Origin of the sequence: Panacibacter microcysteis (genome assembly GCF_015831355.1) — a bacterium.
In the GTDB taxonomy this organism is placed as follows: domain Bacteria; phylum Bacteroidota; class Bacteroidia; order Chitinophagales; family Chitinophagaceae; genus Panacibacter; species Panacibacter microcysteis.
On record NZ_JADWYR010000002.1, the window covers coordinates 1,628,524 to 1,655,335 of the forward strand.

The window sequence follows — 26,812 nt, forward strand, 5'->3', positions numbered from 1 at the left end:
CAACCAACCGTACAAGTGAGTGACACAACAGAAGCTCAATAGTAGCAATGCAGCCGGTTACATAATCTTACAAACATGCATTTCTCAGCATCTGCATATAGGCTGCGCCTTTCTTTCTTGCGAAATCAATATTTCTTTCCGGAATGGCATCAGGATCAGGATAATTCTCCAGCGCCTTTCCAATGCTCTCCTCCCTTAATACGTGCAGCATGGGATACACAGCACGATTGGTGTAATTGGATGCGTCGTCTTCCTCCACATCATCAAAACAATACTGCGGATGAAAGCTTGCAACCTGGTAAACACCTTCATAATCTTCCTGCTCCAGCAAGGCTTCTGCAAGAGAAACAAAATCTAGGTAGTCTTCAAAATCTGCAAACATATTTGTGTAAATGATGAAGCTCGTTTCTGTGGCAGCATCATCGTCCATGCGCATACATTCGCGTATAAAAGTTTCCAGGCATACGCTGATCTCTGTACTGTTTTCAACAATATAGTGCACCGTGTTGCGCTTTAATTCTCTTGCAGCAAACGGGCAAAAGTTACAACCGACAACAACATCGGTTATCCATTTTTTGGTTTGTGCAATTACTTGCTCTTCTGTATGCATTATTTATAGCGGCAGGTTGTATTGTCAGCTTTTATATAATATGATTTGTAGTTGAGGGCTTTTTTATCCATGCAGCCTTCGAGGTTTAGCAGTTCTATTTTTCTGAACCTTATGGGGTGGCTTTCTGCCTGCAGGGCGAAGTAACCGGTTGTAAGTGGTTTGTCTTTTTGCTCTATCCACTTAACAGAATCTGCAGCAAACCCACCGCTGGTAAAATTGAAATCGTGGTTTACAAAATCTCCTGCAATAACAGGCTTTTCATAAGTAAGTACGGTATCGCCATTCACGATATGGTGTATTACAGAATCGCCATATACATCTGCTTCAGCATTTATCCAGTCGTTTTCGTAGTAATATGGAGAATGGGAATCAATACAATGCAGGTCTGCCGGTTTGCCGTTCATGCTAACCAGTGTGCCCGGTGTGCACAAGTTGCCGGTGTGCACCTTGTTGGCAGAGTCGCTTGCGAGAAACTGCATCTCCAGCGATACAGGAAAACTCTGGTCTTTACCCAATGTAGCTGCTGCCTGTGAATGCAGCATGATACCACTGTTGAGCCTTGCATAGCCCGGACCGCCCTGCAACTGCTCACCATAAAACTGGTATTGCAGGCGCACTTTGTAGTAAGTGTAGGGGGTTTTATAATACATGTGGCCAAACTCTGTTGTAAACTTATCGTAGCCGCTGTAATCAACAACGATCATGCTGTCTTTTACCGTAAAAGTGTTATGGATGTTATCATTGAGGTTGTAACCTGCAATCTTTATGTCCCAGCCATCGAAGTCTTTACCATTGAATAAATTCGTCCATTCTTCTTTTGAAGCATCTGCATTGATCTCTTGTTTTGGTGTGCAGGCGTTTAGCAAAAACAACACAGCAGGGAGGCAACATAGTATTTTGTACATGGGGATGATAATTGCGATGAAAGTAATAAATAAAATCTTTGTGCACGTACATGCGTGATACATATTGCGTAAAGATTGAACAGAATTGCATAAGGTATATTCGCAAAAAACGTTTAGCTTCAGATTTCTTTACACTAACATTATCATTGCTACATTATGAAACAGTTCATCAGCCTGGCTTTGGCAGTTGCCGCACTTCTTGCTTTTACACATAAAGCACCAAACCGGCAAAACGATTGGGTTCCCTTGTTTGACGGCAAAACGTTGAACAACTGGAAGGTTGGTGCCAACGCATCTACATTTGCTGTACAGGATGGAATGCTTGTAGTGAATGGCCCTACAGCGCATCTTTTTTATGATGGGCCTGTTATGAACCATGACTTCAAAAACTTTGAATTTAAGGCAGATGTAATGACCATGCCGGGCTCAAACTCAGGCATTTACTTTCATACCATTTACCAGGAAAGCAGCTGGCCCAAGAAGGGATACGAGGTGCAGGTAAACAATTCGCACACTGACTGGCGCAGAACAGGCAGCCTGTACGGCATACAGGATGTAAAGGATGTATTTGTAAAAGACAATGAGTGGTACACGGAGTATATTAGGGTGGAAGGCAAACATGTAACCATTAAAATAAACGACAAAACCGTGGTAGATTACACAGAACCGGATGGTGTAAAAAGAGGCGAGGGAGACGAACAACGGGTAATATCCAGCGGCACGTTTGCACTGCAGGGTCACGATCCAAAGAGCAAAGTATATTTTAAAAATGTCATGGTAAGACCATTAGCAGATTAATACCGGCACTGGGGAAATGCTTCTTCACAATAACAGCCTTTAATTTTTAAAGGCTGTTCATTTTTTTGCCACGCTCAATTTGCCTGCCACACCATTGCAATATTTCATCTTCAATACTGTGTGTATCGTTCTGGTCTGTTTCCCACCGCTTCATAAGATCGTTGTGTAAAATAAAGAACGGCTGCAAACCATATTCAGGGTGCAGCAGTACAACCAGCCAGCGTTTGGTAACCGTGTATTCCGTTGTTTCCAAAATCACTTCCGGGTGAAACGTGGCATACAGTTTCAGTCCGCCTTCTGTATATTCTCTTGTAAAAATTCCTTCTGCATAATTTACCATAACGCAAATATTTAAACACTGTAACGGTTAAAAAATTGTACCAAACTGCTGCATGTATAATGTGTAAGTTAACTGACATACACCATATACAACGCAATTTCATATTTGTAAAAACTCTGTTAAACGAATTTGCACAGTCAATTGCAAATCAGATTACAGATTTTTACATCTATCTTGCGGTGCAATTTTACCACCTGCACCTGCCGCATACACTTTATGAAAAGAACACCCGTAATACCAGTGTTGATTGCCGTTTTAAGCATGTTCATTTTTTCGTGTAAACAAAAAAAAGCAGCGCATGATAATGCGCCTTATGCTTTCGCGGGGCTTACAGCAGCCGATATAACTTTCGCCAGGATTGATACAAACGGTTATAAAGAAGACCTGAAGCTTGATGTTTATATGCCGCAGGACACTGCAGGCAAAACTTTCCCGCTTACTATTTACATGCATGGCGGCGGCTTTAAAGAAGGTGAAAAAAGCGATGGAAAAAATTTCTGTGAAATGCTTGCCGATAAAGGCTTTGTTGTGGCTTCCATCAACTACAGAACCGGTTGGGAAAAAGGCAAAGACCCGTGCGATCTTGATACAGTAGCTGTAAAGGTTGCCGTATACCGTGCCCTGCAGGATGCACATGCTGCCATCAGGTTTTTAACGGCCAACGCAGCTTCTTATGCGGCAGACACCAACTGGACCTTCTTAACAGGCTCCAGTGCCGGCAGCATACTTTCGCTCGGTGCGCACTATTACGATCAGCAGGCTGCCGACGCATTCTTTGGCCGTATTGCCGATACACTTGGCCCGTTATACACCTTTGGAAACAAGTATCGTGGAGAGAGTGTTGTAAAGGCCATGGCAGCTATGTGGGGCGGACTCAATAATCCTTACCTGCTTACCAAAGACAATGGTGTACCAACAATATTTTTTCATGGAGAGAAAGACAATGTGGCGCCATGGAACGTAGATTATTTCTATACCTGTAAAAATTTCTTTCCCTGCTATGGTTCTAAACCATTGTACGAAAGGCTTGACACACTCGGCATACCGGTATCTGCCTACATAGATCCCAATGGCGGGCATGGCGTTTACCCTGCCGCTTTCAGGGTAGATAAAATAACAGATTTCTTCAATGGTGTTATGCACAATGCAGTGCCCAAAGGCTTCAAAATAGAAAAGCCGGGAGACATCAAACAGATGTGATCTGGTAATAACAAAACTTATTGGCCCGGCTGTAGTACAAGCATGGGGCTTTTGTTGCGTCGCACTCTTGTACGGCTATATCTTTACGCAGCTGCCCCGGTTTCAGTCATGTTTATAAATACCAAGACCGGCTTTACCGGTGCAGTACATCAGTCCATCTTTTAGCATAAATCCACCACTTACAAGATCCCTGCTAAGATCAAAACTGCCATCGAGATCAAGATACTTCGTGTTGCTGCATGCATAGGCTATATGCAATGCGGCGCTTATGCCTGCAATACTTTCATCATTACAACCCCAGAAAAGATCGATGCCTGCATACTTTGCTATAGTGGCAATCTCGTTGGCAGCCTTTATGCCTCCGCATTTCATCAGCTTGATATTGAATATGCCAAAGGGCAACGGTTGCTGTGCAAGCTGCATGGCAAAACCTGCATCCAGCAGCGATTCATCTGCGGCAATTTTTTTACGCTCCTTCTCGGGGAACAACAGCAACGCTTCCTCGCTGCCGCGTGGCAGTGGCTGCTCAATCAGTTCAACATCCAGTGTTGCCGTGGCGTTGATGAATTGATTTAGCTGGTGAAAATCATATCCCTGGTTGGCGTCTACACGAATGGTTATATCACCGGCAAAAGCTTCCCGCAGTTTTACGATGCGTTCGATATCTTCTTCTACATGCAGACCCGTTTTTATCTTCAATACCCTGAAACCATTATTGTAATTCAGCTTTGCTTCGTCTACCATTGCGGCAATATCTTTTATGCCTATTGTTACAGAAGTAGGCAGGGCATTTATTTTTCTTCCATACAAGTCTGCTACTGCAATATCAATGTGTTTACAAAAGGCATCATGCAGCGCGATATCTATGGCAGCTATTGTACCGGGCAAATGTTTAAAATGCAGTGTTGCCTCATCTATTAATTGATTGAAAGCACGAATGTCTTTGCCAACCATTTGCTGCACAAAATCTGTCTGCAGGTTTTCGAGTGTTTGCAGAGGTGTTTCACCTACCACTTCTTCAAACGGGTTAGATGCGCCGATACCTGTAATACCGTTATCAAGCACAATCTCCAGGAAAACGATGGATGTATCGGCAATTGTTTTGTATGCAATGGTATAAGGCTTGGTAAGCGGCAGCTTTTCAAGGTACGCATGTACGGCGGCTATCTTCATAACTTTTCTTTGATCAGTGATTGAATACGCGGAACGATTTTCTCCACGCCCTGCTGCAGCGGCAGCAACACGGGTATACCAAGCTCTGCTTCAAATTGCTCCCGGAACTGCAAGGCTTCTTCAGTTGTACAATCTTCAGTATTTAATGCCAGTGCAATTACTTCGGCGTTGTACATGTTAATCAGTGCAATCTCGCTGGCAGGCGATTGAATCTTTCCCCAGGCTTCTACATGTTCGTAACAGGTGCGTTTTGGCGCATGTACCAGCACCACGTAGCGTGCATTGCCTGAAACAAGCATTTCCGATCCACAGGGCCCCGTAGGGTTACGTAGTGCAGACTGACCTTCTATCAGTATCACATCGGGATTAGTGTCTTTATCACAACTTACAATGGCATGCTCCAGTTCGCCGGAAATAAAATCATTTACGGTGGTATCAAAAACGAATCCATATTTACCGCCCTGCAACCAGCCTGTCTGGCCAGTATAAATCATTTGAGCGTTTATATTGCTTTTATTGCATGCCTGCACCAGCATGCGACAGGTTGTTCGTTTGCCCAAAGCGCAGTCGGTACCAATTACTGCGATGATGGGTGCCTTAACGTTGAATATCTCGCCCGTCCAGAAGTGAAGCTCTTTACGGGGCTTTGGTTTACGTATATCTGTTAGTGTTACACCATGTTTTTCTGCAAGTGAGACCATTGCAGGCATTTCACTTAAAAACTCATGCAACCCGTTTACGATTGATAAGCCCTGAGTAATACAATGCTCTATAATGGGAAAAAAATGTTTTGGCATAGCGCCGCCAACCGTTGCCACGCCGATGATGCAATACTTAACGTTACTGATTGTATGTAGTGCGGTTTGCACATTGGCAAATACAGGTATGTTCCGGTGTTTGCCATCGAGTATTTCCCCGGCGTCTTTACCGGCATGAACACTGTCAATAACTGCCACAACCTGGTACCTGTCTGTTCCGCGTATAAGGCCATGGGCTGTTTTTGCATCTCCTGTATGCAGCAGCCCGTCTGTTAATACAATTGCCTTCGGTGTTGCCATTTGCATAGATAATTTTTCTGTACCGATATTATTTGTAACTGCTTTGCAGAAAAGTTATGTGTTAACTTACTGTTTGTAAATGTATGTTGTACGATGAAACGGAACGCTACAGTTGCCATAAAAACGGAACGTACAAGTGAGTGACACAACAGGCGATGCCATACTATTCCACAGCCGGCAACAAAATTATTTTCTTATTACCACCACTTCACCATTCTGCCATTTAATAATAGACGATGCTGCCGCTTCGGTTGCATCATCCTGCCGGTATTGAACAACATAATCAACGCCATGCACTACAAGGCTGTTGATACCCGCAAAATTTGCAGGAGAAGGCTCGCCACTTATGTTTGCAGAGGTGCTTACAATGGGTTTTCTGAATCTCCTGACCAGGTGTTTGCAAAACTCATCGCTGCAGATTCTTATGGCTACAGAACCATCATCTGCCAAAACATTTTCTGCGAGGCCTATTGCGTGCCCGTAAATAACCGTGGTGGGTTTGGTGACTTTACTGAGATAATCAAACACAGCCAGATCAGGCGCTGCAACGTGCTGCAACACTTCTTTTTCTGATGCCACCAGCACCACAAAACTTTTGGTGGCGGGTCTTTGCTTTAGCGCTATAATGCGTTCGACGGCTGCAGCATTTGTGGCATCACAACCAAGGCCCCATATAGTATCGGTAGGGTATAAAATGATACCACCTTTATGCAGCACTTCAAGACATTGTTCTACGTCTGCTGAAAAATCTGTCATGATGCAAATGTGCTGTATTTAATAATGCTGCGCGCAAATTTTCAATGGCTATAAAACAGGCCAGCCGGCTTAATGGTTTTCGAAATTTCCATACGGCACTGTTGCACATTTGCCTAAGTTTGCAAAAATTATATACCGATCATGGATTTTAAAAAACTTATTGCTGAAGCCTGGGCAAACAGGGAACTTTTAAAAGAAAATGTATATAGTGATGCAGTAAAATGTGTGATAGAAGAAGTAGATAAAGGCAGGCTGCGTACGGCTTCTCCTTCTGAAGACGGATGGGTAGTAAACGAATGGGTAAAGCAGGCGATACTCATGTATTTTGGTATACAGCAAATGCAGACATGGGAACTGCCACCATTTGAGTTCTACGATAAAATGTTGCTCAAAAGCAATTACAAGGCACTGGGTGTTCGTGCGGTGCCGCATGCTGTGGCACGCTATGGCGCATACATTGCAAGGAATGTAGTACTGATGCCAAGTTATGTAAACATTGGTGCTTATGTAGATGAAGGCACCATGGTAGATACATGGGCCACTGTAGGCTCGTGTGCACAAATAGGCAAAGGTGTACACCTGAGTGGTGGTGTGGGCATTGGCGGCGTACTGGAACCATTACAGGCAAGCCCGGTAATTATTGAAGATGGTTGTTTTATAGGCAGCCGCTGTATTGTAGTAGAAGGTGTAGTAGTGGAAAAAGAAGCGGTGCTTGGTGCCAATGTGGTGCTAACACAATCTACAAAGATCATTGATGTAAGCGGTGCAGCCCCTGTTGAATATAAAGGCCGTGTACCTGCCAGGAGCGTGGTAATACCGGGCACTTACAACAAAGATTTTCCTGCCGGTTCTTTTGGTGTAAGCTGTGCACTGATCATTGGCAGGCGCAAACCGAGCACAGATCTTAAAACCAGTTTGAATGATGCATTGAGAGATTTCAATGTAAGCGTATAAACGATGGCCCTGTTATGCATGGTGGTAACAGGGCTTTTTAAAACTTTCATTTGCCCGCTTCAACAAAACAAACAAACAATTTTTTTGGCTTTATCGTAGCTTTTGCAGGCGCCGTATTGTTTTCTACAAAAGCGATCATGGTAAAGAAAGCCTTTGCAGATACCGGTGTATCTGCATTGTCTTTACTAACATTCCGCATGCTGTTCTCCCTGCCTTTTTATCTTGTTACAGCATTTGTACTCAGCAATAAACAAAGCAATGTAAAATTTACGTCCAAAGACTGGTGGCTCATTATTTTCCTGGGCGTTATCGGTTATTACCTCAGCAGCCTGTTTGATTTTACGGGGCTGCAATATGTATCTGCAGGCATAGAGCGTCTGATATTGTTTTTGTACCCTACGTTCGTAGTATTGATCAATGCATGCATGTTCGGGCAGGCTGTTACACGCACACAAAAGATTGCCCTCATACTTACCTACATCGGTATTGGCATTGCATACTTTGGCGAGCTGAATATTACATCTGCAGGCGATAACTTTTTCCTCGGCAGTTTACTAATTTTTTTATGTGCTGTTACCTATGCATCTTACCTGGTAGGCAGTGGCAGGCTTATACCAAAACTGGGCGCATCAAAGTTTACTGCGTATGTAATGCTTACCGCAACGGCAGGTGTGCTGGTACATTTTTTTGCAGCCTCAGGTTACAGCACACTGGTGCTCACAAAAGAACTCACCATTTATGCCATCCTGCTGGCAGTGGTGGCAACGGTCATCCCATCCTTTCTCATTGCGTATGGCATGAAAACCATTGGCGCTAACAATACCGCTATTGTCACAAGCGTAGGGCCTGTTTCCACCATTTTACAGGCGCACTGGATTTTAGGAGAACATATTTTCACCGAACAGATCATCGGAACAATACTCGTTATTATCGGCGTTTTATTGATTGGCTGGAAACAGAAAACCGCCACGGCCGAAGCATAATAATATCGGCAGAAATTTTTACCGACGTTTTACCGCCGCTTACCTACCATTTACAGTTTACTGCCTATCACCTGTTTTCCTGCACACACCGGCATATTAGCTTTGTTGTATCAAAATCAGCAGATATGGCAGAGATAAATGACAATAAAAACGAAATAAAACACAGGGACGGAAAAGTGATTACCGGCACGTTCTTCCTGGTTATTGGTGCACTGTTGCTCGCAAACAAAATGGGCGCAGGCATTCCCAACTGGCTTTTTACATGGCCATCCATCCTCATCATTGTAGGTTTATATATTGGTGTAAAGCACAGGTTTCAAAACTTTGGCGCACTCATCATGATCGCTATCGGTTCGCTTTACCTTATCAATAACGAGTTTATAGATCTCAACCTGCAGGAATACGGCCTGCCCATTATTTTCCTGGCTGTTGGCTTGTTGTTTCTTACACGCCCCAAAAACAGGTTTCGCGGAGATGATTACTGGAAGCATAAAGACGAATGGAAAAAAAAATGGGATGATAAGATGCAACAGAAATATGGCACTTACGGAATGGAAACAAACACGCCCGATGCAGATGCCATCAACAAAACTACAGGCGAATTTATAGAAGTAAACTCCGTATTTGGCAGTGCAAAAAAGTTTATCCTTTCCAAAAACTTTAGGGGTGGCGAGATCAATTGTTTTATGGGCGGTGCAGAGATCGATCTTACACAGGCAGATATACAGGGCCCGGTGATCATAGAAGCCAACCAGGTATTTGGCGGCACCAAGCTCGTTATCCCTGCCCACTGGGATCTTAAAATAGAAAGCACCAGCATTTTTGGCGGGCTGGAAGATAAACGCAGACCCGTTGCTACACAAATAGACACCAACAAAGCACTCATTATAAAAGGTGTCACCATCTTCGGTGGCATGGAAATAAAAAGCTACTAAAAAAAACATTATGGGCCCGGCAATAGTAATTCTTATCAACGCCTGTTGCGTCGCACTCTTGTACAGTATAATGTAATGCAACAGCTTCAAACCAAAGTCGCTAACAGTTAAAGAACCAGTTTTATGAATCTTGCAATACCACCAACAAACCATACATACGCATTGTATGCAATTACCCTCGGAGACTATGTAGAAAACGCAGCTGAAAAACAAATAAGACAAGTGTTCGACCATATGAAACAGGCATGGGCAAATGCAGATGCAGCATCGTTCGGCGAATGTTTTACCGAAGACAGTGATTTTGTAAGCTTTCGGGGCGAGCATTACAAAGGTAAAGCCAGCAATATAGCCGCACATGAAAAATCATTCAGCGGCATGCTAAAAAATTCAAGCCTCTATATCAACATCAAAAGTATCCGCTTTCTCAACGAAACAATGGCGGTTGTACATGCAGAAGGAACAGTGTTGAAAGAATATGAAACAGCCACAAACTGCAAACTAAGTTACACTACAAATATTCTGATCAAAGAAAACGGCGTATGGAAGATCACTTCCTTCCATAACAGTAAAAAGCATAGGAAAGGATTGTTCAGCAGGCTGTTGGGTATCTGATCGTCTGCAAAGCATCAATCAATGGTACTTACCTCATCATGTGCATATCAAAATTGTTTAACTATGAAATGGTACTTAGCAAAACTTATTTACCAGATAATCTGCGGCGATGGTACACATACTCCGCAGTTCGATGAACAGTTACGCGTAATCATGGCAGAAGACGAACTGCATGCATTTCAAAAAGCCAGGAGCATTGGCGAAAGAGAGCAGGACGACTTTCTAAACCACTCCAACAAACCGGTACGCTGGAAATTTATTGACGTGCCCGAAATGCACCCGATGAATGCGCTGGTAGATGGTGCAGAAATGTATTCAAGAATACGGGAAGAAGACAATGCAGATATTTATATTCGTGTTACGCAAATGAAAGCGGCACACCTGCTGGAAAGCAGTGCCCACCAATGTATCAGACTAAACTAAACGGCCTTGAACACAAGCGCACCATCTTCCAGGAAAAGTCTTAAAATAATCAACGCAGTCTGGTGGACAGCCGTAAGCATTATACATTCTTTTTCACTGGCCAATTTCAACGTTAGCAATACACAGGTTATAGCAGACAGCGTAATTACCAATCTCATTCTCGCAGGCAGTTGCATGCTTATTTTTAATAACATGCGGTACTACCTGCCAAAACACGAAAAATACTGGTATGTATTAATCGTAAGCATTATTGTAAGCAGTATATGCCTTTTCATTTCTAACACGGTTTTGAAAATGGTTTTTAAAGACGATGCGCAGTACCTGCTGATACTGGGCGACTCCTTGTCTATCCGTTTTGGTGTGTCCTTTCTCATGATCAGTTGTATGAGCATGATCAGCTTACTATGGTACACGCAGGAAGAGCAGGCAGATATGGAAGCCAGGAAAACAGAAGCAGAGAGATTATCCAAAGAAGCGGAATTATTTAAACTAAGGCAGCAACTGCAACCGCATTTTTTATTCAACAGTTTAAACTCTATCAGTGCCTTAACGGGCTCGCAGCCTGAGAAGGCAAGACATATGATACAACAGCTCAGCGATTTTTTACGTGGCACACTAAGAAGGGATGAACAGCAATGGAGCTCGCTGAAAGAAGAACTGGAATACCTGCAGTTATACCTCGATATTGAAAAAGTGAGATTTGGTTACCGTTTGCAAACACAGATCAATTGCAATGAAGCATCACTGCAGCTAAAACTGCCTGCATTATTATTGCAGCCGGTGGTGGAAAACGCTATAAAATTTGGCCTGTACGATACTGTGGGCGAAGTAACCATCAGCATTCACGCTACCACAAAAAACGACCACCTTGAAGTAAGTGTAGAAAACCCTTTCGATCCTGAAACGGCACTACCCTTGCAGGGCACCGGGTTCGGACTGGCCTCTATTCAAAGAAGGCTGTTCTTATTATTTGGCAGGCACGATCTGCTGCAAACAACAAAAACAGGACATCTTTTTATAACAACCATTTCTATTCCTCAGTTACAACAGATCTAATGAAAGCAATTATTATAGATGATGAACCACTTGCAAGAAGTATTGTAAAAGAATACCTGCAACAGCATGCCGGCATTGAGCTAATAGCTGAGTGCAATGACGGTTTCGAAGGGGTAAAAGCTATTAACCAATACCAGCCCGACCTGATTTTTCTTGACATACAAATGCCAAAGATCAACGGCTTTGAAATGCTTGAACTGATCGATAACCCGCCACAGGTCATTTTTACAACAGCATTCGAAGAATATGCCATCAAGGCTTTTGAAACACATGCGGTAGATTACCTGCTAAAGCCTTTCAGCAAAGACCGTTTTGACAAAGCACTGCAAAAGCTCATGCAGCAGCAACAGCAAAAACCGGCAGTAGAAAAAACCAAACAGATCATTGAAGAAGCAGGCAAATCACCCGTGCAGAGTAACCGCGTGGTGGTAAAAGATGGCGGCAAAATAAAAATTATACCGGTTACTCAAATTCAATACCTCGAAGCAGCGGATGATTATGTAAAAATTCATACGGCCGAGGGCGCTTTCCTGAAGAAAAAAACCATGCAGTTTTTTGAAGACAGCCTGGCAGCTTTTCATTTTGTGCGGGTGCATCGTTCCTACATCATCAACACGCAACTGATTACACGTATTGATGCGTATGAAAAAGACAGCCACCTCGTATTACTCAGCAGCGGTACAAGAGTGCCGGTTAGCAAACAGGGTTATGCAAAGCTGAAAGAGGTGCTGGGATTGTAATGGAGATGAATCGTGAAAGGTGAAGCGTGATTGGGGAGACGTAAATGGGAAGCGGCAATCGTGAGACGTGAGAGGTGAAACGTGAGAAAAGTTGACAGTTGATCGAGTATATGATGATTTACATTGAGATACCAGCATTGGTACTTCGTGGCATCGCCTGTTGCGTCGCAATCCTTTCAACGGTATCTTTTCATGGCGGCAGCAGCGATCAGTAATGAATAATCAAAAGAAACAACAGCCAGCCTGATAAAAATAACTGTCTTTAACGCGGCCACGTGGCCTACGCAGTATCGTTGTTCATACATGTTCTGAAAGTACAAGTGTGCGACGCAACAACCGATGCCACCACTACAAAAGCCCGGCCCATAACAAAAAAGATTTTATGGCTTTACGAGGTGAGATAAAATGATACCCGTTGCTACCGCTGCATTCAGCGATTCTGCATGGCCGCTGCCGGTTATTGTGAGCGCTTCCTGTATGTATGGCATCACCTCTTGTCTTATACCTTTTGATTCATTGCCAATGACCAATATGCCTTCTTTCACAGAAGTCTTTTCATAAATACTTTTTCCGTTGAGTAGCGCGCCATAAACAGGCACATCTGCCGTAGCCAGCCACGATGCAATTTCTTTGTACCATACATTTACACGCATAATACTGCCCATGGTAGACTGCACCACTTTGGGGTTATACATGTCTGCCGTATCGTTACCTGCCACAACCTGTGTAATGCCGAACCAGTCTGCAATACGCATAATGGTTCCAAGGTTGCCGGGGTCTTGTATGCCATCGAGCACAAGGGTAATGTTATTTTGGAGCACGGGCTCGTGCAAAGGTTTTTGTTGTGCAGCAACAGCGAGTACCATATTGGGTGTATGAAGGCTGCTCATTTTTTCAAGCTCCTGCAATTCTATTTCCTGCACGTTTTCAAATGCTACGGGGCTTTGCCAGTTGCCCGTTGCATAAACCTTCCTTACAGGAAAATTGTTTTGTAATAGTTCGTTAACAAGCTTTACGCCTTCTGCTATAAACACGCCCTCTTCATTCCTTACTTTTTTATGGTACAAACTTTGAATATATTTGAGCTCATTCTTACTGATCATCTTTATGCGTTTTAGCCGGAAACTGAGTTGTGTTTTATGTTATTTTTTACCGCTTGTTTTACTGATAAGTTCATGCACAGTTGTAAAAAGACCACCTGCCGGTAAACCATTTGTATTCGATAACAAGGTTACAATTATAGGCAATGTTGATAAAGATGAGAAAAAAAGACTGACCAATGAACTTGCCAATTACTGGGATGATAGTTTATATGCTGCAAAAGTGCAACAGTTTGGCGTACGGTATGTATTAAAAGACCCGCCTGTTTTTGACACGGCAAATATTGCACGATCGGTGTCTTTCATGAAAAGTTATCTCAATTCCCAGGGCTATTACAACGCTTCTTTTCTTAACCCTGATTCATCTTATACCTTCGAAAAAAAAGATGATGAGGTTCGTACCACCATCAACTTTGTGATCAACCCCGGCAAAAGCCTGATCATAAATTCTATATATTACGATCTTGGTGATACTGCTTTGAACCGCTTCTCTAAGATAAATCGTAAATACAGCGCTGTTAAACCCGGCAAAACAAGATTCTCCAAGCAGGTGATCGCTGCAGAGCTTGACCGCGAAGTAGCGCTTTTCAGGCAGCGCGGTTATTTTCTGCTGACGAGAGATAATCTTGTGGCAGAAATAGACACGGCCGATCTTTCATTATTGCAGGTAACACTCGACCCGTTTGAACAGGCTGAGAAAATTGCGGCGGCCACGCAGAGACGGCTTGAAAATCCTACTGCAGTCGTAGGCATCAAAAAGAGAAATTTTAAAGACTCGGTTATGTCTGCGGGCGACAGTGCGTTTTTTAAACGATACTATATTGGTAAGATATACTACTATCCCGAAACAGGGAGGTATGATCAGCCGGACTCGCTGGTAACCGATACGGCATCTTTCAAAAGAGTTCCTGTAAATGCGTATACATTGTTCTATAAACAGGATAAACCTTATGTAAGATTCAGAACACTCCGGGAGCATACATACCAGTTACGCGGTAACATGTACAACGAAACAAACTTTTACAGAACACTGAATAACTTTAACCAGATAGGTGCATGGGAACGGGTTGACTACAGAACTTATCTTAGAAATGATACTGTAGACTTTCATTATTTTCTTACACCAGCCAAAAAAGAAACGCTTGGCTTTTACGTGGAGGCCAGCCGCAATACCGGGGATCTCCTTACATCCGGAACCCTGATTGGTTTTGCGTTGAACACAACCTACATAAACCGGAACGTGTGGCACTCGGCCATACAATCCAACACCACATTCAGTAATGGCGTAGAGTTTAGCTTTTTGCAAAACAATTCTTTGCTGCAAACTTTTCAATCGTCGCTCAGTCACGGTTACACCTTTCCGCGGTTTATACTGCCACGCTTTACCAAACCCAAGAATCCCTATCGCCTGGATAATATCCGCACCAGGTTAAATACCAGTGCGTCTTACGTGGAAAGAAAGGATTTTTACCGGTTACGCTCACTCATTGCCAACTGGGGGTATGAATGGAAAAAGAAAAACATTTTTTACTCGGTAAAAATTCCAAATGTTGAATTATACTCACTGGATACACTGCCAAACCTGCGTGATGAATTTGAAACAAACCCGTTTCTCCGCACATCTTTCAATACCGGCACAGTAATAAGCCTGCAGGGTAGTGCCTTGCTCTCTTACCCGGGCAAAAACAATAACGTAAGCAATCTGGTAAGGCTTGCAGCAGAAGAGTCGGGCGCTATACTTGGGCGCATTAAAGGGTTGCAGGATAAAATCTATCAATACATCAAATTTGAAGCTGAATACAGGAAGCTGATCTCTCAAAGAAAGTCTGCCATTGCATTGCGGGCATTTGCGGGCATCGGTTACAACTATGGAAAGAATGAACGCTTTGGTAAAACACTGCCATTCTTTAAGCAGTTTGTTGGCGGTGGCCCAAACAGCATGCGTGCATGGGGGTTGCGGCTTATTGGCCTCGGTTCTTCCCTCTCGAGCGATACGGCGGCAACTTTCCGCGACAGGTATGGAGATATGCAGCTTGAAGCCAATGCAGAATACCGCTTTACGCTGGCAGAGTTTAGCGCAGTAAAAGTAGGCAGTGCTTTATTTGTAGATGCCGGCAATGTATGGAACCTGCACCCCAACGAAAATTCGCCAAACAGTAATTTTGATTTCGACCGGTTTGGTAAAGACATTGCTATTGGCGTGGGTACCGGCTTACGGTTCGATTTCAATTATTTTCTGATAAGGGTTGACATGGGCATAAAACTGAAAGACCCTGTACGTTCTGCCAATAATGGCTGGCTCAGCATCAAAGACTTTACCTGGAAGAATTACGAGTACACCGACAAAGGTGCCCCTACACGCAACAACTACGCCATACAGTTAGGCATTGGCCTCCCCTTCTGATGTTGCAGCCTGTTTCAATTGCATAATGTGCGCTTCAAAACCCGCCAGTGTATATGCATGCCCGATATTAAAATCGCCAATTTTTGTGCGGCATAAACTGCTCAGGTAACCACCACAACCAAGCGCTGCACCAAAATCATTTGCCAGGCTCCTGATATATGTTCCCGTTGAGCAAACCACCCTGAAATGCACCACGGGCATTTCGATTTTCGTGAGCTCAAACACATCAATCGTTACAGGACGTGGATCAGGGTTTACTTCCTTGCCTTTGCGTGCAAGCTCGTATAGTTTTTTACCGTCTTTTTTTATAGCCGAATGTATTGGCGGCACCTGCAGAATGTTCCCTGTAAACTGCCGCGTTGCATCATGCAGCACAGCGTCTGTAATATGCTCTGCAGGCTTCCTGTTTCCAGGTTCGCTTTCAAGATCGAATGTTGGCGTAGTTGCGCCAAGCGTAATACTGCCCGTATATTCTTTTGGCATACCCATGTATTCATTGATCTTCTTTGTAAACTTACCTGTACAAATAATGAGCAGGCCTGTTGCCAGCGGATCGAGCGTACCGGCATGCCCCACTTTTGATACACCGGTAAGAATACGCACCTTCTTTACTGCATCAAAAGACGTCCAGCGCAGCGGTTTGTTCATCAGTATAACCTGGCCTTCCAGGTAAGGCTGCATAGCAGCATGTATGGGCTTTTGTTTCATTACACAAATATCAAAGTGGGCAAAGGTGCGGTATTTTTTGTAAGAATAATCATGAGCCCGGCAGCAGTACATGCATGAGGCACCTGTTGCGTCGCACTCTTGTACGGTATAACAATATTGAACTTTTGGCTGCGGAAAACCGGGCCGGTTACGTGTTTGGACCAACAGTTGATGGTTGCACACCTGTTGCGTAATGAACAGGAAGTACAAGTGAGTGACACAACCAAAGCTACATAGTAGCAATGCAGCCTGCCACATAAAAAAAACCACGCAATAGATGCGTGGTGTCTTCAAATAATATCTGTACAATTTACTTACCCATTTGTTCTATTACCTGCGGTGTTACGCCGGTAAAGCTGAAACCACCATCATGGAAAAGGTTTTGCATGGTTACCATGCGTGTAAGATCGCTGAACAGCGATACGCAATAGTCTGCACATTGGTCGCCGGTTGCATTACCCAGCGGGCTCATTTTATCGGCATAATCTATAAAGCCGTCGAAACCTTTTACACCACTACCTGCAGTAGTAGCAGTTGGTGATTGTGAAACAGTATTTACACGCACTTTCTTTTTAACAGCGTAGTGATAACCGAAGCTGCGCGTAACACTTTCGAGCAATGCTTTTGCATCAGCCATTTCGCTGTAATCCGGGAACACTCTTTGTGCAGCAATATAAGTAAGCGCTACCACGCTGCCCCATTCGTTGATGGCATCCATATCCCATGCAGTGCGTAATACGCGGTGCAGGCTCATGGCAGAAATATCGAGTGTTTTCTGGTTAAAACCATAATCAAGTTCTGTATAAGATTTGCCTTTACGCACATTAAGGCTCATACCTATTGAATGCAGCACAAAATCTACACCGCCATTAAAATGTTTTGTTGCAGTTTCGAAGAGTTTTTTAAGATCATCCATACTTGTGGCATCTGCAGCAACTACCGGTGCATTTACTTTCTCAGCCAGTTTATTTATTTCGCCCATACGCATAGCTACAGGCGCATTACTCAAAACGATTTCTGCGCCTTCTTCATGACAACGCAGTGCGGTTTTCCAGGCAATTGATCTTTCATCAAGTGCGCCGAATATAATTCCTTTCTTTCCTTTTAGTAAGTTATACGACATACCTTGTTGGGTTTACTTTTATAATGCGGTAAAAATAATACTATGATTGAAGCGAAAAAAATTTAAAAAACGTAAGCATACAAATGAAATACCATGCAAAAGAGATGGCCACCACAGCAAGCAGCCACAAGATAAAGGCCGTAAATCCCTTGCGGGGCTTCATTTTGCGCTCAAGGTATTTTGAAACAGCATACACAGGTAACCCCAATATAACAACAGGTGCAAGTACGATAACGATGGGGTTCATGTGTTTTTGTGAAGGTTTAATTCATGATCATTTCTCTTGCGTTTTCCAATGCCGCAGCGGTAGGTTTTTCGCCGCTCAGCATTTGCGCAATGGCAGTAATGCGTTCGTCCTGGTTCAATAACCGTATGTTCGTTTTTATTGCATCGCCTTTGATCTCCTTATAAACGAAAAAGTGCGCGTCTGCTTTTCCTGCTATTTGCGGCTGGTGTGTTATGGCTATTACCTGCCGCTTACCTGCCAGCTTCTTCATAATAATGCCAACCTGTTTGGCGGCTTCGCCGGAAATGCCGGTATCTATTTCATCAAAGATCATAGTAGGCAGATCGATCGATTCTGCTACCAGCGATTTTATACAAAGCATCAGCCTGCTTAGCTCACCGCCGCTCGCCACTTTTCTCAAAGGTTCGAAGCGGTTGCTTTTATTGGCATCGAAAAGAAATTCGATGCTGTTTTTTCCAAACTCGTTCAGTGCCGCATCTGCCACATCTATTTTTAGCCTGGCATTAGGCATACCAACCTGTGTGAGCAGCGCATTCACTTTTTTACACAGCGGCTCTGTCTCTGCTTTTCTTGCGGCCGAAATGTTTGTTGCAACCGCTTCTGCATCTTTCAGTAACCTGGCCGTGTTTTTTTCTTTATTGATGATCTCCTGGTCAATATTTAAAACAGTCTGTAATCGTTCTTCCAGTGACTGCTGTACCTGTAATAATTCATCGGTTGTTTTTACGTTGTGTTTTTTCAGCATTTTATAACCTGCGGCAATTCTTTCATTCACTTTATCAATGCGCTGTTCATCATACACGATCTTGCTATCTGTATGTTCGGCCTCAGAAGCTATATCAGCCAATTCAATCTGTGTGCTGCGTAATCGCTCTATCAGCGTTGCTATGGCGCTATCGTATGTCTCATATGATTGCAACTGGTTAACCAGTTGTTTGATAACCTGTAAAACAGGCTGTTCCGTTTCTTTTAATTCGAAGTAAACTTTACCCAATGCATTTTTGATGGCCTCTGCGTTGCTCAGTACCTGTAGCTCAGCATCGAGGTCTTCAAGCTCATTTGGCTTCAGGCCAAGATCATTCAGTTCATCAAACAGGAACTGGAAATAATCTAGTTCTTTATTAAAATTGCTTTTTTGCAACTGCAGTTGTTCCAGTTCTTTTTTTGCGCTCTGCCACTGGTAATACAACAACCGGTATTCAGCAAGCATGGCGTTATTACCGGCAAGCGCATCGAGCACCTCGCGCTGAAAATCTGCGTCGCCTAGTTCCAGTGTATCGAATTGCTGGTGCAGGTCTACCAGCAAAGAAGCCAGTTGTTTCAACTGTTGCAGTGTGGCGGGTGAGTCATTGATGAAAGCTCTTGACTTACCGTTGGCTGCGATTTCTCTTCTCAAAACCAGTTCATCATCCACATCAAACTCCTGCGATGCGAGAAATGCTTTTACGGGTTTCTTTTTTTCTACCACGAAAAACCCTTCAATAAAGCATTTCTTATCGGTTTTCATCAGCATAGATGTATCTGCACGTTCGCCCAGTATCAGGTTCAATGCACCCATCAGTATACTTTTACCGGCACCCGTCTCACCGGTAATAATATTGAGCTGTTTTGAAAAATCTATTTCGATCTCGTCTATTATAGCGTAGTTCTGTATGTGCAGTTTCTGAAGCATAGATTAAGTTGAAAATTAGTCAATTTGAAGATTGAAAAATATTCATTACGCAAATGTGCGTATTATTTAAAAATGATGCCGCTGAACATTTGCACATCCCCGGATTTGCGGAAATGATCAGGTGCCTTCGCAGCGGGCTATGCCTGCTTTTGCTTTTTGATCGAGCGAGTCTTTATAATCGTGGTCTTCCATGTCCATACACTGCGTGTAGTATTGTTTGGCCAGTTCTTTTTTACCCTGTCGTTCATATATCCAGCCAATTTGCAGCGCAGCCCTGGCGGCATAATATTCAGTTCTGTCTTTGCCAAGCTGTATTGCCAGCGCATACATTTTTATAGCGTCTGTATCGCGGCCAATATCATCATAGATTCTGCCTACACGGTAAGCAAATTCCAGTTTCTCTTCCGCTTTTGCAAAGTCAGCAGCACTTTTACCGTGCAGTAGTGCAAGCGCTTCATTGTTATAGCCACCATCGTTGAGCAATCGTACTTTCAGCAAAAGGTTATTGGGCCATACACCACTCTTAGCGTCTTTTTGAGCCTGTTTATCGGCATCAGTAATAAGGCTGCCTTTTTGTAACACCTGCTTTCTTGCCTGCTCTGCAGCCTGTGCATTGCCCTGCAGGTAATAGCACCAGCTCATTTTTTCGTAAGCATCTTTTACATAAAAGTTGCCACGAAACTTTGCAAAGAATCTCTGAAAATACTGGATGGCTTCCGCCGTTTCCAAATGGTGCAGTTTAACGTACGCCATCTCAAAATCCCAGATGGCAATGTCGAGGTATTCAGATGATTTATTCCGGTTAATGATAATATTTTTTGCATACTCGGTTCGCTTGTTATTAATGGCCAGGTTGGCCGCCATGTAGGCAAGCAAATGATTGTTTACAAGATCCAGCTTACGTTGCGCTATAAACCTGAACACTTCTTCCTGCTCGTTCTGTACGTAAAACAATACGTAGCAATAGTAGAAACTGGCTTCATTGAAAAAAAGTTTGGCGAGGGGGTCATTATTGTTTAGAAATTGTTGTATCAACGACATGCCATCTTTGATAGAGCCTTTTATACCAAAAATGCTTGCCAGCCATTTGTAACCCGGTGGTATGGTGCCGGCCGCTACCTGCATCGGGCCATAGATCATATTATTTAGCTGGAAACCGGGATAATTTTTTTTATTTTCTTTGATTAAACTAAAGGCTTTCCTGAAACTCCAGCCTGCAGCCCATTGCCGGCCAAATTTTATTTCCACGCAGGCTTTGTGCATATAGATAACCGTTCTCCAATAATTATAAAACGGTGAGTTGGACGGCCCCTCTTCAATCCTGCCCAGGCGTTCTTCAAAATGGCCGATGCGCTTATCGTATTCGGCTTTATCCTCGTTTAAAAAAAGTACATAGAAGTCAATATAGCTGTCCAGTATTTCGGGAATAAGATTATCAGGGTTTTCTTTGCGTGCCTGTTGCACCAGAAGCTGACCATTCGTGATCTTTAAACTGCTGATTTGCTGGTAAGCCTGCTGGCAGGTGGCGGTAAAGTCAAAAACTTTCTCTGCCTTGGCACGTGCAGCAGTAAAAACCGGCACCAGTACCAGCAGTGCTTTTATAAACATGGCTGCACTGTGCCGAACAATGTTCCTGCCGTTGCAGTGTGCGACGCAAGCAAAGCTCAATAGTAGTAATGCAGTCCGGCTCATAGTAATAGTCAATGGCATTTTCACAGATGGCCCGAAAATAAAAAAGGATGCTGAAACAGCACCCTTTTTACGATGTTTAATATGCTCTTTAACGTTAATTTACTTCTGTGGCATTGTTCAGATCATCATCCACCAAAATACGACCGCAGTTTTCGCAGATCATTACTTTTTTGCGCTGGCGTATTTCGCTCTGCTTTTGTGGCGGTATAGCGTTGAAGCAACCACCGCAGGCATCTCTTATTACCGGCACAACAGCCAGGCCATTGCGGTAGCTTTTGCGGATCCTGTCGTAGGAATGTAACAGGCGCTCATCGGTACCTTTGCGTGCGGCATCTGCTATATCAAGAAAATGCTGTTCTTCTTTTTCCGTTTCTGCAATGATCTTATCCAGCTCGCCTTTCTTATGGCCAAGTGTTCCTTCTCTTGTACCAATTTGTTTTTTCACACTGTCCAGCGCCCTTACTTTATCAGCAAGTTCTTCGTTGGCATCGCGAATGTGTTTTTCTGCAAGTTTACCTTCGAGTGTCTGCATTTCAATTTCTTTATTGATTGCTTCAAACTCGCGGCTGTTTTTTACAGATTCGCTTTGTTTTTCATATTTCTTTACCAGTGCCTCAGAATCTTTGATCGATTGTTTCTTTTGCTCAATGAATTCTGAAATACCGTTAATTTCTTCTTCAATACGTGTTCTACGCGCATTTAAACCCTGTAATTCATCTTCAAGGTCGCTAACCTCCATCGGAAGTTCGCCTTTTAAAACTTTGATCTCATCTAATTTTGAATCGATCTTTTGCAGCCTTACGAGAGCTGACAATTTTTCTTCAACAGAGAAATCTTTAACTGGCGCCATATTATGATGTACGATTTTGTATTTGGGATGTTTGAATGATGAGCCCGGCATTTAATCTTTCTTCAGCTTCCGTTGCGTCGCACTCTTGTACTTTTTGTTCTCTGCTGTACAAAGGCGACCTACGTATAGTAAAAAACCGGGTTCGTTCTCACTTCCGTTTTAAGGACGGCAAAGGTAGGGAATTTAGCTGTTAAAATATCAAACAGCAAATCAATGGTAAATTGCTCGCTTTCCCAGTGGCCGATGTCGGCAATTACCAGCCGGTCATTTGCATCAAAGAACTCATGGTACTTCACATCGCCGGTTATGTAAAAATCAGCGCCTGCGGCTATTGCCTGGCCCGTTAAAAAACTGCCCGCCCCACCGCAAAGTGCCACTTTCTCCACCTTTTTACCGCGCAACGGTGTGTGCCTGATTACTGAAAGACCAAATGCATCCTTTATTGCTGCCAGGAATAGCGGTTCGTCTATTGGTTGCGGCAACACACCAATTATACCGCTGCCTGCCTGCAGGAATTCGTTAGCAAGCGTAATAACGTCGTACGCAACCTCTTCGTACGGGTGCGCTTTGATAAGCGCAGCTACAATGCTCTGTTGCAGGTACGCCGGGAAGACAATCTCTGTTTTAACTTCTTTTTCATAATGCAACTCATGTTGTTTACCCACAAAAGGTTCAGTGCCTGTTCCTGCTTTGAATGTTCCGGTACCCTCCGCGTTGAAGCTGCATTCGCTGTAATTGCCAATATTGCCGCCACCGGCATTAAATATGGCAGCCCTTACCGCGTCTGCATGTGCTACAGGCACAAACGTAAAAAGCTTCTTCAACTGGCCGCTTTTTGGAGCAAGAATATGACGGTTAAGCAGGCCCAGTTTATCGGCCATTTTGTTGCTTACACCTTTCAGTATGTTATCCAGGTTTGTATGCACAGCGTAAATAGCAACATCATTTTTTATGGCCGCGATGATTGTTTTCTCAACATAGTTTTTACCCGTAATTTTTTTTAAGCCGCCAAAGATGATGGGATGATGTGCCACTATGAGATTACAACCTTCTTGCAATGCTTCCTGCACTACCGCTTCTGTTGCATCGAGAGCACAAACAATACCTGTACAATCCCAACCCGGGCTGCCGGTAAGCAGGCCGGCATTGTCGTAAGACTCCTGGTATGATGGCGGTGCAGTTTGTTCGAGTAACTGTATAACATCTGCAATCTTCATATTTGCAAGTTAAGTAATGTGGTGGCAAAATTCTGATAACTTGCGGTAATGAAATATGTGGTGCTTATTTGTTGTTTACTTCCGCTACTCCTGCAAGCACAGCAATACAATACCGTAAATGTGGATTCAGGTTGGGCCGGTAATTCGGTGAACGTCGTGGTGTTCCGAAAAAATTCGCTCGTTACTTTTAAAGACACACAATTTATTGCCTACTACAATGCGCGGCAACATGTGGTATTGGGAAAGAGAAAAACAGGAGCCGGTCACTGGACCCTGCAGGAAACGCCCTATCGTGGCAATACATGGGATGCGCACAACTCCATTAGTATAATGGTTGACGGTGATGGATATCTACATATTGCATGGGACCACCATAACAATACACTGCACTATTGCAAAAGCGTAGCACCCGGCTCACTGGAACTTACTACGCCGCTGGCAATGACGGGTACGCTGGAGGATCGCGTTACCTACCCCGAATTTTTTAAGCTGCCGGGCGGCGACCTGCTATTCTTTTACCGTAACGGAGAATCAGGTAAAGGCAACCTGGTTATAAAGAGATATAGTACCGCAACCAAAGCATGGAAACTGGTGCACGACAACGTTGTAGACGGAGAGGGTGAACGGAACGCGTACTGGCAATCCTGCACAGATGAAAACGGCGCCATTCACCTTTCCTGGGTGTGGCGCGAAAGTGCGGATGTTGCCAGCAACCATGATATGTGCTATGCAAAGTCAACAGATGGCGGGATAAAATGGTATTCCTCAACCGGCAAACAATTCAGCTTGCCGATTACAGCTGCTAATGCGGAATATATCAGCTTTATACCCGAAAAAAGTGAACTGATCAACCAGACGTCCATGTATGCTTTTGATGGTAAAATTTTTATTGCCACATATTACCGTGCGCAGGCGGATAGTGTGCCCCAATATCATATTATTTATAACACCGGCAGTGTGTGGCAAAGCAATAGTCTTTCATTCAGAAAAACGGCATTTAGCTTAAGCGGCGTGGGAACTAAAAGAATTCCTGTTTCACGGCCGCAGATAATTGCTGCAAAGCAACAGGATGAAATAATTGCCTGCATCATTTTCAGGGACGAAGAGCGGGGCAGTAAGATATCTGCTGCAACCTGCGATGACCTGCACAGCAATAGATGGCTGGTGCAGGACATTACAGCATATCCGGTTGGTTACTGGGAGCCAACGTACGACACAGAGTTATGGAAACAGCAACACCTGCTTCATTTGTTTGTGCAATATGCAGAACAGGCAGATGAAGAGGGAAAGACTACCACAAGGCCGAAAATGGTTGAGGTATTGGAATACGCTCCCTGGTAATATTTTCAATTATTTATTCAATAATCTTCTGTGATAGTTGACCTGGCCAAGGTGATAGCTAAGGTGACCATATAAGTGAATAAGAAAAAACTCTGCAGACATTGCATACCCGAATACTTCTGTAGGGTACAAAGCACTGAGCATTGCATCGTCAAGTTTTTCAATAGTAGATAAAACCGCTGCTTTGGTTTCATTTATATACTGAAGCAATTGTTGCTGCGGCACGTTCTTATCAGAAAACTCTTTGTCACGCTGTCTTTCATAAGGAATATTTCCTAAAGTCATTCCCACAAAGTGTTTAAGGTTGCCGACAAGGTGCAGGCAAAGATTACCGGCACTGTTGGCAATGTTATCCTCTACTTTCCACAGATCGGGTTCGTTGGTATACGACGCTATTTCCTGCGAAAGTTTGCTGAGATCTCTTTCAAAAAGTTTGATGAGTGCTTCTTTTGTCATGATGCGTTTTTAGGCGTTATTGTACACTTTATAAACAGGTTCTCTCAACACCTCTCCTTTAGCGCTGCAAATAAATTCCAACACTTCAGCGATCTGTCCGGGCTTTACCCATGCATCGTAATCTGCGCCGGGCATAGACTCACGGTTTGGTGGCGTATCGATGGTACCTGGCGCCACAACAGAGGCTACAACATTGGTACCTTTTGTCTCTTCATTTATAAACTCTGCCAGGTTGAATAAAAGTGACTTTGCCAAAGCATAGGCCACTACATTCTTACCTTGTGCAGGTTTTAAAGCGGGTCGCGCACCGATAAACACCAGCCTTCCATACCCGTTTTGTTGCATGTGCGCCAGCAGCGGCCTTGCAACAAAATAAGCTGTTTCAAAATTGAGTGAATATTGCTTCTGGAGATCGGCCCTGGAAGTTTCTGCCACCGTGCCCATGGCAAAGCCACCTACAAGGAGGAGTGCAGCATCTATCCTGGAATGTTTTGCAATAGTCGCTGCTATAAAGCCGGCGGTAGCTTCTTCACTGGAAAGGTCAACACTATGAAATTCGAAATGCGTGGAAGAAGCAGCAAACTCCAAGTGATTATCTTTTGAGTCGACAGCTATAACGCGGTATGATTCGGACAGAAATTTCTTTACGGTGGCTACACCCAGGTTTCCATTAGCACCTGTTATGATAACGGTTTTCATTTAATTCGGTTTGCAGCTAAGGTAGGTTATTCAACTATTGTTATGCCATTGCGTAAGCGTTGACACACGATTTTTATCGATGATTTGTAAATGCCTTCCGTCTGCTTTGATCAACCCTTCTTCTATCAGCTCATTAAGCATTCTAAAAAGTGTTTCATAGGTAGTACCAACAAACGACGCCAGGTCTTGCCGGCTGATGTCTATATCTATTATGCCGTTTTCCCGTACACCAAATTTATTTTCCAATGCAATCAAAGCCTGGGCTATCCTGTTTTTTACGGGCATGTGTACCAGGTTGCGCATATTTTGTTCTGACTCTTTAAGATCGCCTGCGAGAAACATTATTAATTCATAACTAAGGTCATGATTGACTTTAATAGTGGCCCTGAAGAAATCAAGATCAAAAAAACATACTTCGGTAGTACCAAGTGCAGTGGCAGAAACAGGATATATAAAATCTCCGCCAAGCCCCCTGTGCCCTGCAATGGCGCCACTGTTTGCAAGTCTTAAGATGAGCTCTTTATCTCCCCATTGCTTGTGTACTTTTACTGTTCCTTCATTGATAAAGTACACACCCCGCACGGCATCGCCTTCTTTAAAAATGAGCTCACCTTTTCTGTATGTGTAGTTACTGCGGCTGGCAGCAAGCGCAGGTTTCCATTCTTTCATACATAACCTGCACATCATGCAGGTGTTTAAATCGCATTGTTTCTTAGATTCTTTCATAGTTATTTGTTGGCTGGCCGCGTTCCTGTTACGG

27 protein-coding genes are annotated in these 26,812 nt (G+C 43.6%); 11 read left to right on the forward strand and 16 right to left on the reverse strand.

What is annotated here, in order from left to right:
- Positions 1–67 precede the first annotated feature (67 nt).
- Complete coding sequence (locus I5907_RS18705) at positions 68–610, reverse strand: DUF1415 domain-containing protein (RefSeq protein WP_196992312.1); 543 nt, start codon at positions 608–610, stop codon at positions 68–70.
- Positions 610–1,515 (reverse strand): 3-keto-disaccharide hydrolase, encoded by a 906-nt coding sequence (locus tag I5907_RS18710; protein ID WP_196992313.1) that lies wholly within the window; start codon positions 1,513–1,515, stop codon positions 610–612. Before I5907_RS18710 ends, I5907_RS18705 begins: the two co-directional genes overlap by 1 nt.
- A gap of 156 nt (positions 1,516–1,671) precedes the next feature.
- On the opposite strand from I5907_RS18710, the gene I5907_RS18715 reads away from it, so the two are divergent.
- Positions 1,672–2,313 (forward strand): 3-keto-disaccharide hydrolase, encoded by a 642-nt coding sequence (locus I5907_RS18715; protein ID WP_196992314.1) that lies wholly within the window; start codon positions 1,672–1,674, stop codon positions 2,311–2,313.
- A 46-nt stretch (positions 2,314–2,359) separates the two neighbouring features.
- Here the strand turns inward: I5907_RS18715 and I5907_RS18720 are convergent, their stop codons facing one another.
- Entirely contained in the window at positions 2,360–2,653 is a 294-nt protein-coding gene (locus I5907_RS18720) for a hypothetical protein (protein WP_196992315.1), read from the reverse strand.
- Between the two features lie 216 nt (positions 2,654–2,869).
- Between I5907_RS18720 and I5907_RS18725 the strand changes: the two genes are divergently transcribed.
- Positions 2,870–3,853, forward strand: coding sequence for a carboxylesterase family protein (locus I5907_RS18725; RefSeq protein WP_196992316.1), 984 nt, complete (start codon positions 2,870–2,872; stop codon positions 3,851–3,853).
- A gap of 102 nt (positions 3,854–3,955) precedes the next feature.
- On the opposite strand, the gene I5907_RS18730 is transcribed toward I5907_RS18725, so the two are convergent.
- The 3 genes from I5907_RS18730 to I5907_RS18740 form a co-directional block, all read right to left on the reverse strand.
- Entirely contained in the window at positions 3,956–5,026 is a 1,071-nt protein-coding gene (locus I5907_RS18730) for a mandelate racemase/muconate lactonizing enzyme family protein (RefSeq protein WP_196992317.1), read from the reverse strand.
- Positions 5,023–6,084 (reverse strand): N-acetyltransferase DgcN family protein, encoded by a 1,062-nt coding sequence (locus tag I5907_RS18735; RefSeq protein WP_196992318.1) that lies wholly within the window; start codon positions 6,082–6,084, stop codon positions 5,023–5,025. Before I5907_RS18735 ends, I5907_RS18730 begins: the two co-directional genes overlap by 4 nt.
- A gap of 186 nt (positions 6,085–6,270) precedes the next feature.
- The gene (locus I5907_RS18740; protein ID WP_196992319.1) at positions 6,271–6,840 is read right to left on the reverse strand and encodes an L-threonylcarbamoyladenylate synthase; all 570 of its coding nucleotides are present in this window, start codon (positions 6,838–6,840) and stop codon (positions 6,271–6,273) included.
- A 141-nt stretch (positions 6,841–6,981) separates the two neighbouring features.
- Between I5907_RS18740 and I5907_RS18745 the strand changes: the two genes are divergently transcribed.
- The 7 genes from I5907_RS18745 (at position 6,982) to I5907_RS18775 (ending at position 12,543) form a co-directional block, all read left to right on the forward strand.
- Positions 6,982–7,794: a 2,3,4,5-tetrahydropyridine-2,6-dicarboxylate N-succinyltransferase gene (locus I5907_RS18745; protein WP_196992320.1), complete on the forward strand. Its 813-nt coding sequence runs from the start codon at positions 6,982–6,984 to the stop codon at positions 7,792–7,794.
- Positions 7,795–7,844: 50 nt separating this feature from the next.
- Complete coding sequence (locus I5907_RS18750) at positions 7,845–8,777, forward strand: DMT family transporter (RefSeq protein WP_231402167.1); 933 nt, start codon at positions 7,845–7,847, stop codon at positions 8,775–8,777.
- A 125-nt stretch (positions 8,778–8,902) separates the two neighbouring features.
- Positions 8,903–9,712, forward strand: a complete 810-nt coding sequence (locus I5907_RS18755) for a LiaF transmembrane domain-containing protein (RefSeq protein ID WP_196992321.1) — start codon at positions 8,903–8,905, stop codon at positions 9,710–9,712.
- 123 nt (positions 9,713–9,835) lie between these two features.
- On the forward strand, positions 9,836–10,324 hold the full coding sequence (locus I5907_RS18760) for an SgcJ/EcaC family oxidoreductase (RefSeq protein ID WP_196992322.1): 489 nt from the start codon (positions 9,836–9,838) through the stop codon (positions 10,322–10,324).
- A 63-nt stretch (positions 10,325–10,387) separates the two neighbouring features.
- Positions 10,388–10,747, forward strand: coding sequence for a DUF4288 domain-containing protein (locus tag I5907_RS18765; RefSeq protein ID WP_196992323.1), 360 nt, complete (start codon positions 10,388–10,390; stop codon positions 10,745–10,747).
- A 6-nt stretch (positions 10,748–10,753) separates the two neighbouring features.
- Positions 10,754–11,803, forward strand: a complete 1,050-nt coding sequence (locus tag I5907_RS18770) for a sensor histidine kinase (protein ID WP_231402168.1) — start codon at positions 10,754–10,756, stop codon at positions 11,801–11,803.
- On the forward strand, positions 11,803–12,543 hold the full coding sequence (locus tag I5907_RS18775) for a LytR/AlgR family response regulator transcription factor (protein ID WP_196992324.1): 741 nt from the start codon (positions 11,803–11,805) through the stop codon (positions 12,541–12,543). Before I5907_RS18770 ends, I5907_RS18775 begins: the two co-directional genes overlap by 1 nt.
- A 380-nt stretch (positions 12,544–12,923) precedes the next feature.
- Here the strand turns inward: I5907_RS18775 and I5907_RS18780 are convergent, their stop codons facing one another.
- Positions 12,924–13,646, reverse strand: coding sequence for a TrmH family RNA methyltransferase (locus I5907_RS18780; protein ID WP_196992325.1), 723 nt, complete (start codon positions 13,644–13,646; stop codon positions 12,924–12,926).
- Here I5907_RS18780 and I5907_RS18785 point away from each other — a divergent pair.
- Positions 13,624–16,047 (forward strand): BamA/TamA family outer membrane protein, encoded by a 2,424-nt coding sequence (locus I5907_RS18785; protein ID WP_196992326.1) that lies wholly within the window; start codon positions 13,624–13,626, stop codon positions 16,045–16,047. The two genes, I5907_RS18780 and I5907_RS18785, sit on opposite strands and share 23 nt — an antisense overlap.
- Here the strand turns inward: I5907_RS18785 and truB are convergent.
- From truB to I5907_RS18815, 6 genes are all read right to left on the reverse strand, one after another.
- On the reverse strand, positions 16,024–16,755 hold the full coding sequence (gene truB, locus I5907_RS18790; protein WP_231402169.1) for a tRNA pseudouridine(55) synthase TruB: 732 nt from the start codon (positions 16,753–16,755) through the stop codon (positions 16,024–16,026). The genes I5907_RS18785 and truB overlap by 24 nt on opposite strands.
- A 310-nt stretch (positions 16,756–17,065) precedes the next feature.
- Positions 17,066–17,878: an enoyl-ACP reductase FabI gene (locus I5907_RS18795; RefSeq protein ID WP_196992327.1), complete on the reverse strand. Its 813-nt coding sequence runs from the start codon at positions 17,876–17,878 to the stop codon at positions 17,066–17,068.
- Positions 17,879–18,141: 263 nt separating this feature from the next.
- Positions 18,142–19,797: a DNA repair protein RecN gene (recN, locus tag I5907_RS18800; protein ID WP_196992328.1), complete on the reverse strand. Its 1,656-nt coding sequence runs from the start codon at positions 19,795–19,797 to the stop codon at positions 18,142–18,144.
- A gap of 117 nt (positions 19,798–19,914) precedes the next feature.
- Complete coding sequence (locus I5907_RS18805) at positions 19,915–21,405, reverse strand: tetratricopeptide repeat protein (protein WP_196992329.1); 1,491 nt, start codon at positions 21,403–21,405, stop codon at positions 19,915–19,917.
- A gap of 178 nt (positions 21,406–21,583) precedes the next feature.
- Positions 21,584–22,339 carry a zinc ribbon domain-containing protein gene (locus tag I5907_RS18810; RefSeq protein ID WP_196992330.1) on the reverse strand — a complete coding sequence of 252 codons (756 nt, stop codon included), beginning with the start codon at positions 22,337–22,339 and terminating at the stop codon, positions 21,584–21,586.
- Between the two features lie 119 nt (positions 22,340–22,458).
- On the reverse strand, positions 22,459–23,556 hold the full coding sequence (locus I5907_RS18815; RefSeq protein ID WP_196992331.1) for a Nif3-like dinuclear metal center hexameric protein: 1,098 nt from the start codon (positions 23,554–23,556) through the stop codon (positions 22,459–22,461).
- A gap of 48 nt (positions 23,557–23,604) precedes the next feature.
- Between I5907_RS18815 and I5907_RS18820 the strand changes: the two genes are divergently transcribed.
- Positions 23,605–24,897 carry a BNR repeat-containing protein gene (locus tag I5907_RS18820; protein ID WP_196992332.1) on the forward strand — a complete coding sequence of 431 codons (1,293 nt, stop codon included), beginning with the start codon at positions 23,605–23,607 and terminating at the stop codon, positions 24,895–24,897.
- Positions 24,898–24,906: 9 nt separating this feature from the next.
- Here the strand turns inward: I5907_RS18820 and I5907_RS18825 are convergent, their stop codons facing one another.
- From I5907_RS18825 to I5907_RS18835, 3 genes are read right to left on the reverse strand one after another with little or no spacing between them, the layout of a single operon-like run.
- On the reverse strand, positions 24,907–25,353 hold the full coding sequence (locus tag I5907_RS18825) for a DinB family protein (RefSeq protein ID WP_196992333.1): 447 nt from the start codon (positions 25,351–25,353) through the stop codon (positions 24,907–24,909).
- Between the two features lie 9 nt (positions 25,354–25,362).
- Positions 25,363–26,052, reverse strand: a complete 690-nt coding sequence (locus I5907_RS18830) for an SDR family NAD(P)-dependent oxidoreductase (RefSeq protein ID WP_196992334.1) — start codon at positions 26,050–26,052, stop codon at positions 25,363–25,365.
- Positions 26,053–26,082: 30 nt separating this feature from the next.
- The gene (locus tag I5907_RS18835) at positions 26,083–26,778 is read right to left on the reverse strand and encodes a Crp/Fnr family transcriptional regulator (RefSeq protein ID WP_196992335.1); all 696 of its coding nucleotides are present in this window, start codon (positions 26,776–26,778) and stop codon (positions 26,083–26,085) included.
- Between the last annotated feature and the right edge of the window lie 34 nt (positions 26,779–26,812).

Excerpts from the sequence above, each read along its gene's own strand:
- I5907_RS18705 (WP_196992312.1), bottom strand. The coding sequence starts at position 610 with ATGCATACAGAAGAGCAAGTAATTGCACAAACCAAAAAATGGATAACC.
- I5907_RS18710 (WP_196992313.1), bottom strand. The coding sequence starts at position 1,515 with ATGTACAAAATACTATGTTGCCTCCCTGCTGTGTTGTTTTTGCTAAAC.
- I5907_RS18715 (WP_196992314.1), top strand. The coding sequence starts at position 1,672 with ATGAAACAGTTCATCAGCCTGGCTTTGGCAGTTGCCGCACTTCTTGCT.
- I5907_RS18720 (WP_196992315.1), bottom strand. The coding sequence starts at position 2,653 with ATGGTAAATTATGCAGAAGGAATTTTTACAAGAGAATATACAGAAGGC.
- I5907_RS18725 (WP_196992316.1), top strand. The coding sequence starts at position 2,870 with ATGAAAAGAACACCCGTAATACCAGTGTTGATTGCCGTTTTAAGCATG.
- I5907_RS18730 (WP_196992317.1), bottom strand. The coding sequence starts at position 5,026 with ATGAAGATAGCCGCCGTACATGCGTACCTTGAAAAGCTGCCGCTTACC.
- I5907_RS18735 (WP_196992318.1), bottom strand. The coding sequence starts at position 6,084 with ATGGCAACACCGAAGGCAATTGTATTAACAGACGGGCTGCTGCATACA.
- I5907_RS18740 (WP_196992319.1), bottom strand. The coding sequence starts at position 6,840 with ATGACAGATTTTTCAGCAGACGTAGAACAATGTCTTGAAGTGCTGCAT.
- I5907_RS18745 (WP_196992320.1), top strand. The coding sequence starts at position 6,982 with ATGGATTTTAAAAAACTTATTGCTGAAGCCTGGGCAAACAGGGAACTT.
- I5907_RS18755 (WP_196992321.1), top strand. The coding sequence starts at position 8,903 with ATGGCAGAGATAAATGACAATAAAAACGAAATAAAACACAGGGACGGA.
- I5907_RS18760 (WP_196992322.1), top strand. The coding sequence starts at position 9,836 with ATGAATCTTGCAATACCACCAACAAACCATACATACGCATTGTATGCA.
- I5907_RS18765 (WP_196992323.1), top strand. The coding sequence starts at position 10,388 with ATGAAATGGTACTTAGCAAAACTTATTTACCAGATAATCTGCGGCGAT.
- I5907_RS18775 (WP_196992324.1), top strand. The coding sequence starts at position 11,803 with ATGAAAGCAATTATTATAGATGATGAACCACTTGCAAGAAGTATTGTA.
- I5907_RS18780 (WP_196992325.1), bottom strand. The coding sequence starts at position 13,646 with ATGATCAGTAAGAATGAGCTCAAATATATTCAAAGTTTGTACCATAAA.
- truB (WP_231402169.1), bottom strand. The coding sequence starts at position 16,755 with ATGAAACAAAAGCCCATACATGCTGCTATGCAGCCTTACCTGGAAGGC.
- I5907_RS18795 (WP_196992327.1), bottom strand. The coding sequence starts at position 17,878 with ATGTCGTATAACTTACTAAAAGGAAAGAAAGGAATTATATTCGGCGCA.
- recN (WP_196992328.1), bottom strand. The coding sequence starts at position 19,797 with ATGCTTCAGAAACTGCACATACAGAACTACGCTATAATAGACGAGATC.
- I5907_RS18805 (WP_196992329.1), bottom strand. The coding sequence starts at position 21,405 with ATGTTTATAAAAGCACTGCTGGTACTGGTGCCGGTTTTTACTGCTGCA.
- I5907_RS18810 (WP_196992330.1), bottom strand. The coding sequence starts at position 22,339 with ATGGCGCCAGTTAAAGATTTCTCTGTTGAAGAAAAATTGTCAGCTCTC.
- I5907_RS18815 (WP_196992331.1), bottom strand. The coding sequence starts at position 23,556 with ATGAAGATTGCAGATGTTATACAGTTACTCGAACAAACTGCACCGCCA.
- I5907_RS18820 (WP_196992332.1), top strand. The coding sequence starts at position 23,605 with ATGAAATATGTGGTGCTTATTTGTTGTTTACTTCCGCTACTCCTGCAA.
- I5907_RS18825 (WP_196992333.1), bottom strand. The coding sequence starts at position 25,353 with ATGACAAAAGAAGCACTCATCAAACTTTTTGAAAGAGATCTCAGCAAA.
- I5907_RS18830 (WP_196992334.1), bottom strand. The coding sequence starts at position 26,052 with ATGAAAACCGTTATCATAACAGGTGCTAATGGAAACCTGGGTGTAGCC.
- I5907_RS18835 (WP_196992335.1), bottom strand. The coding sequence starts at position 26,778 with ATGAAAGAATCTAAGAAACAATGCGATTTAAACACCTGCATGATGTGC.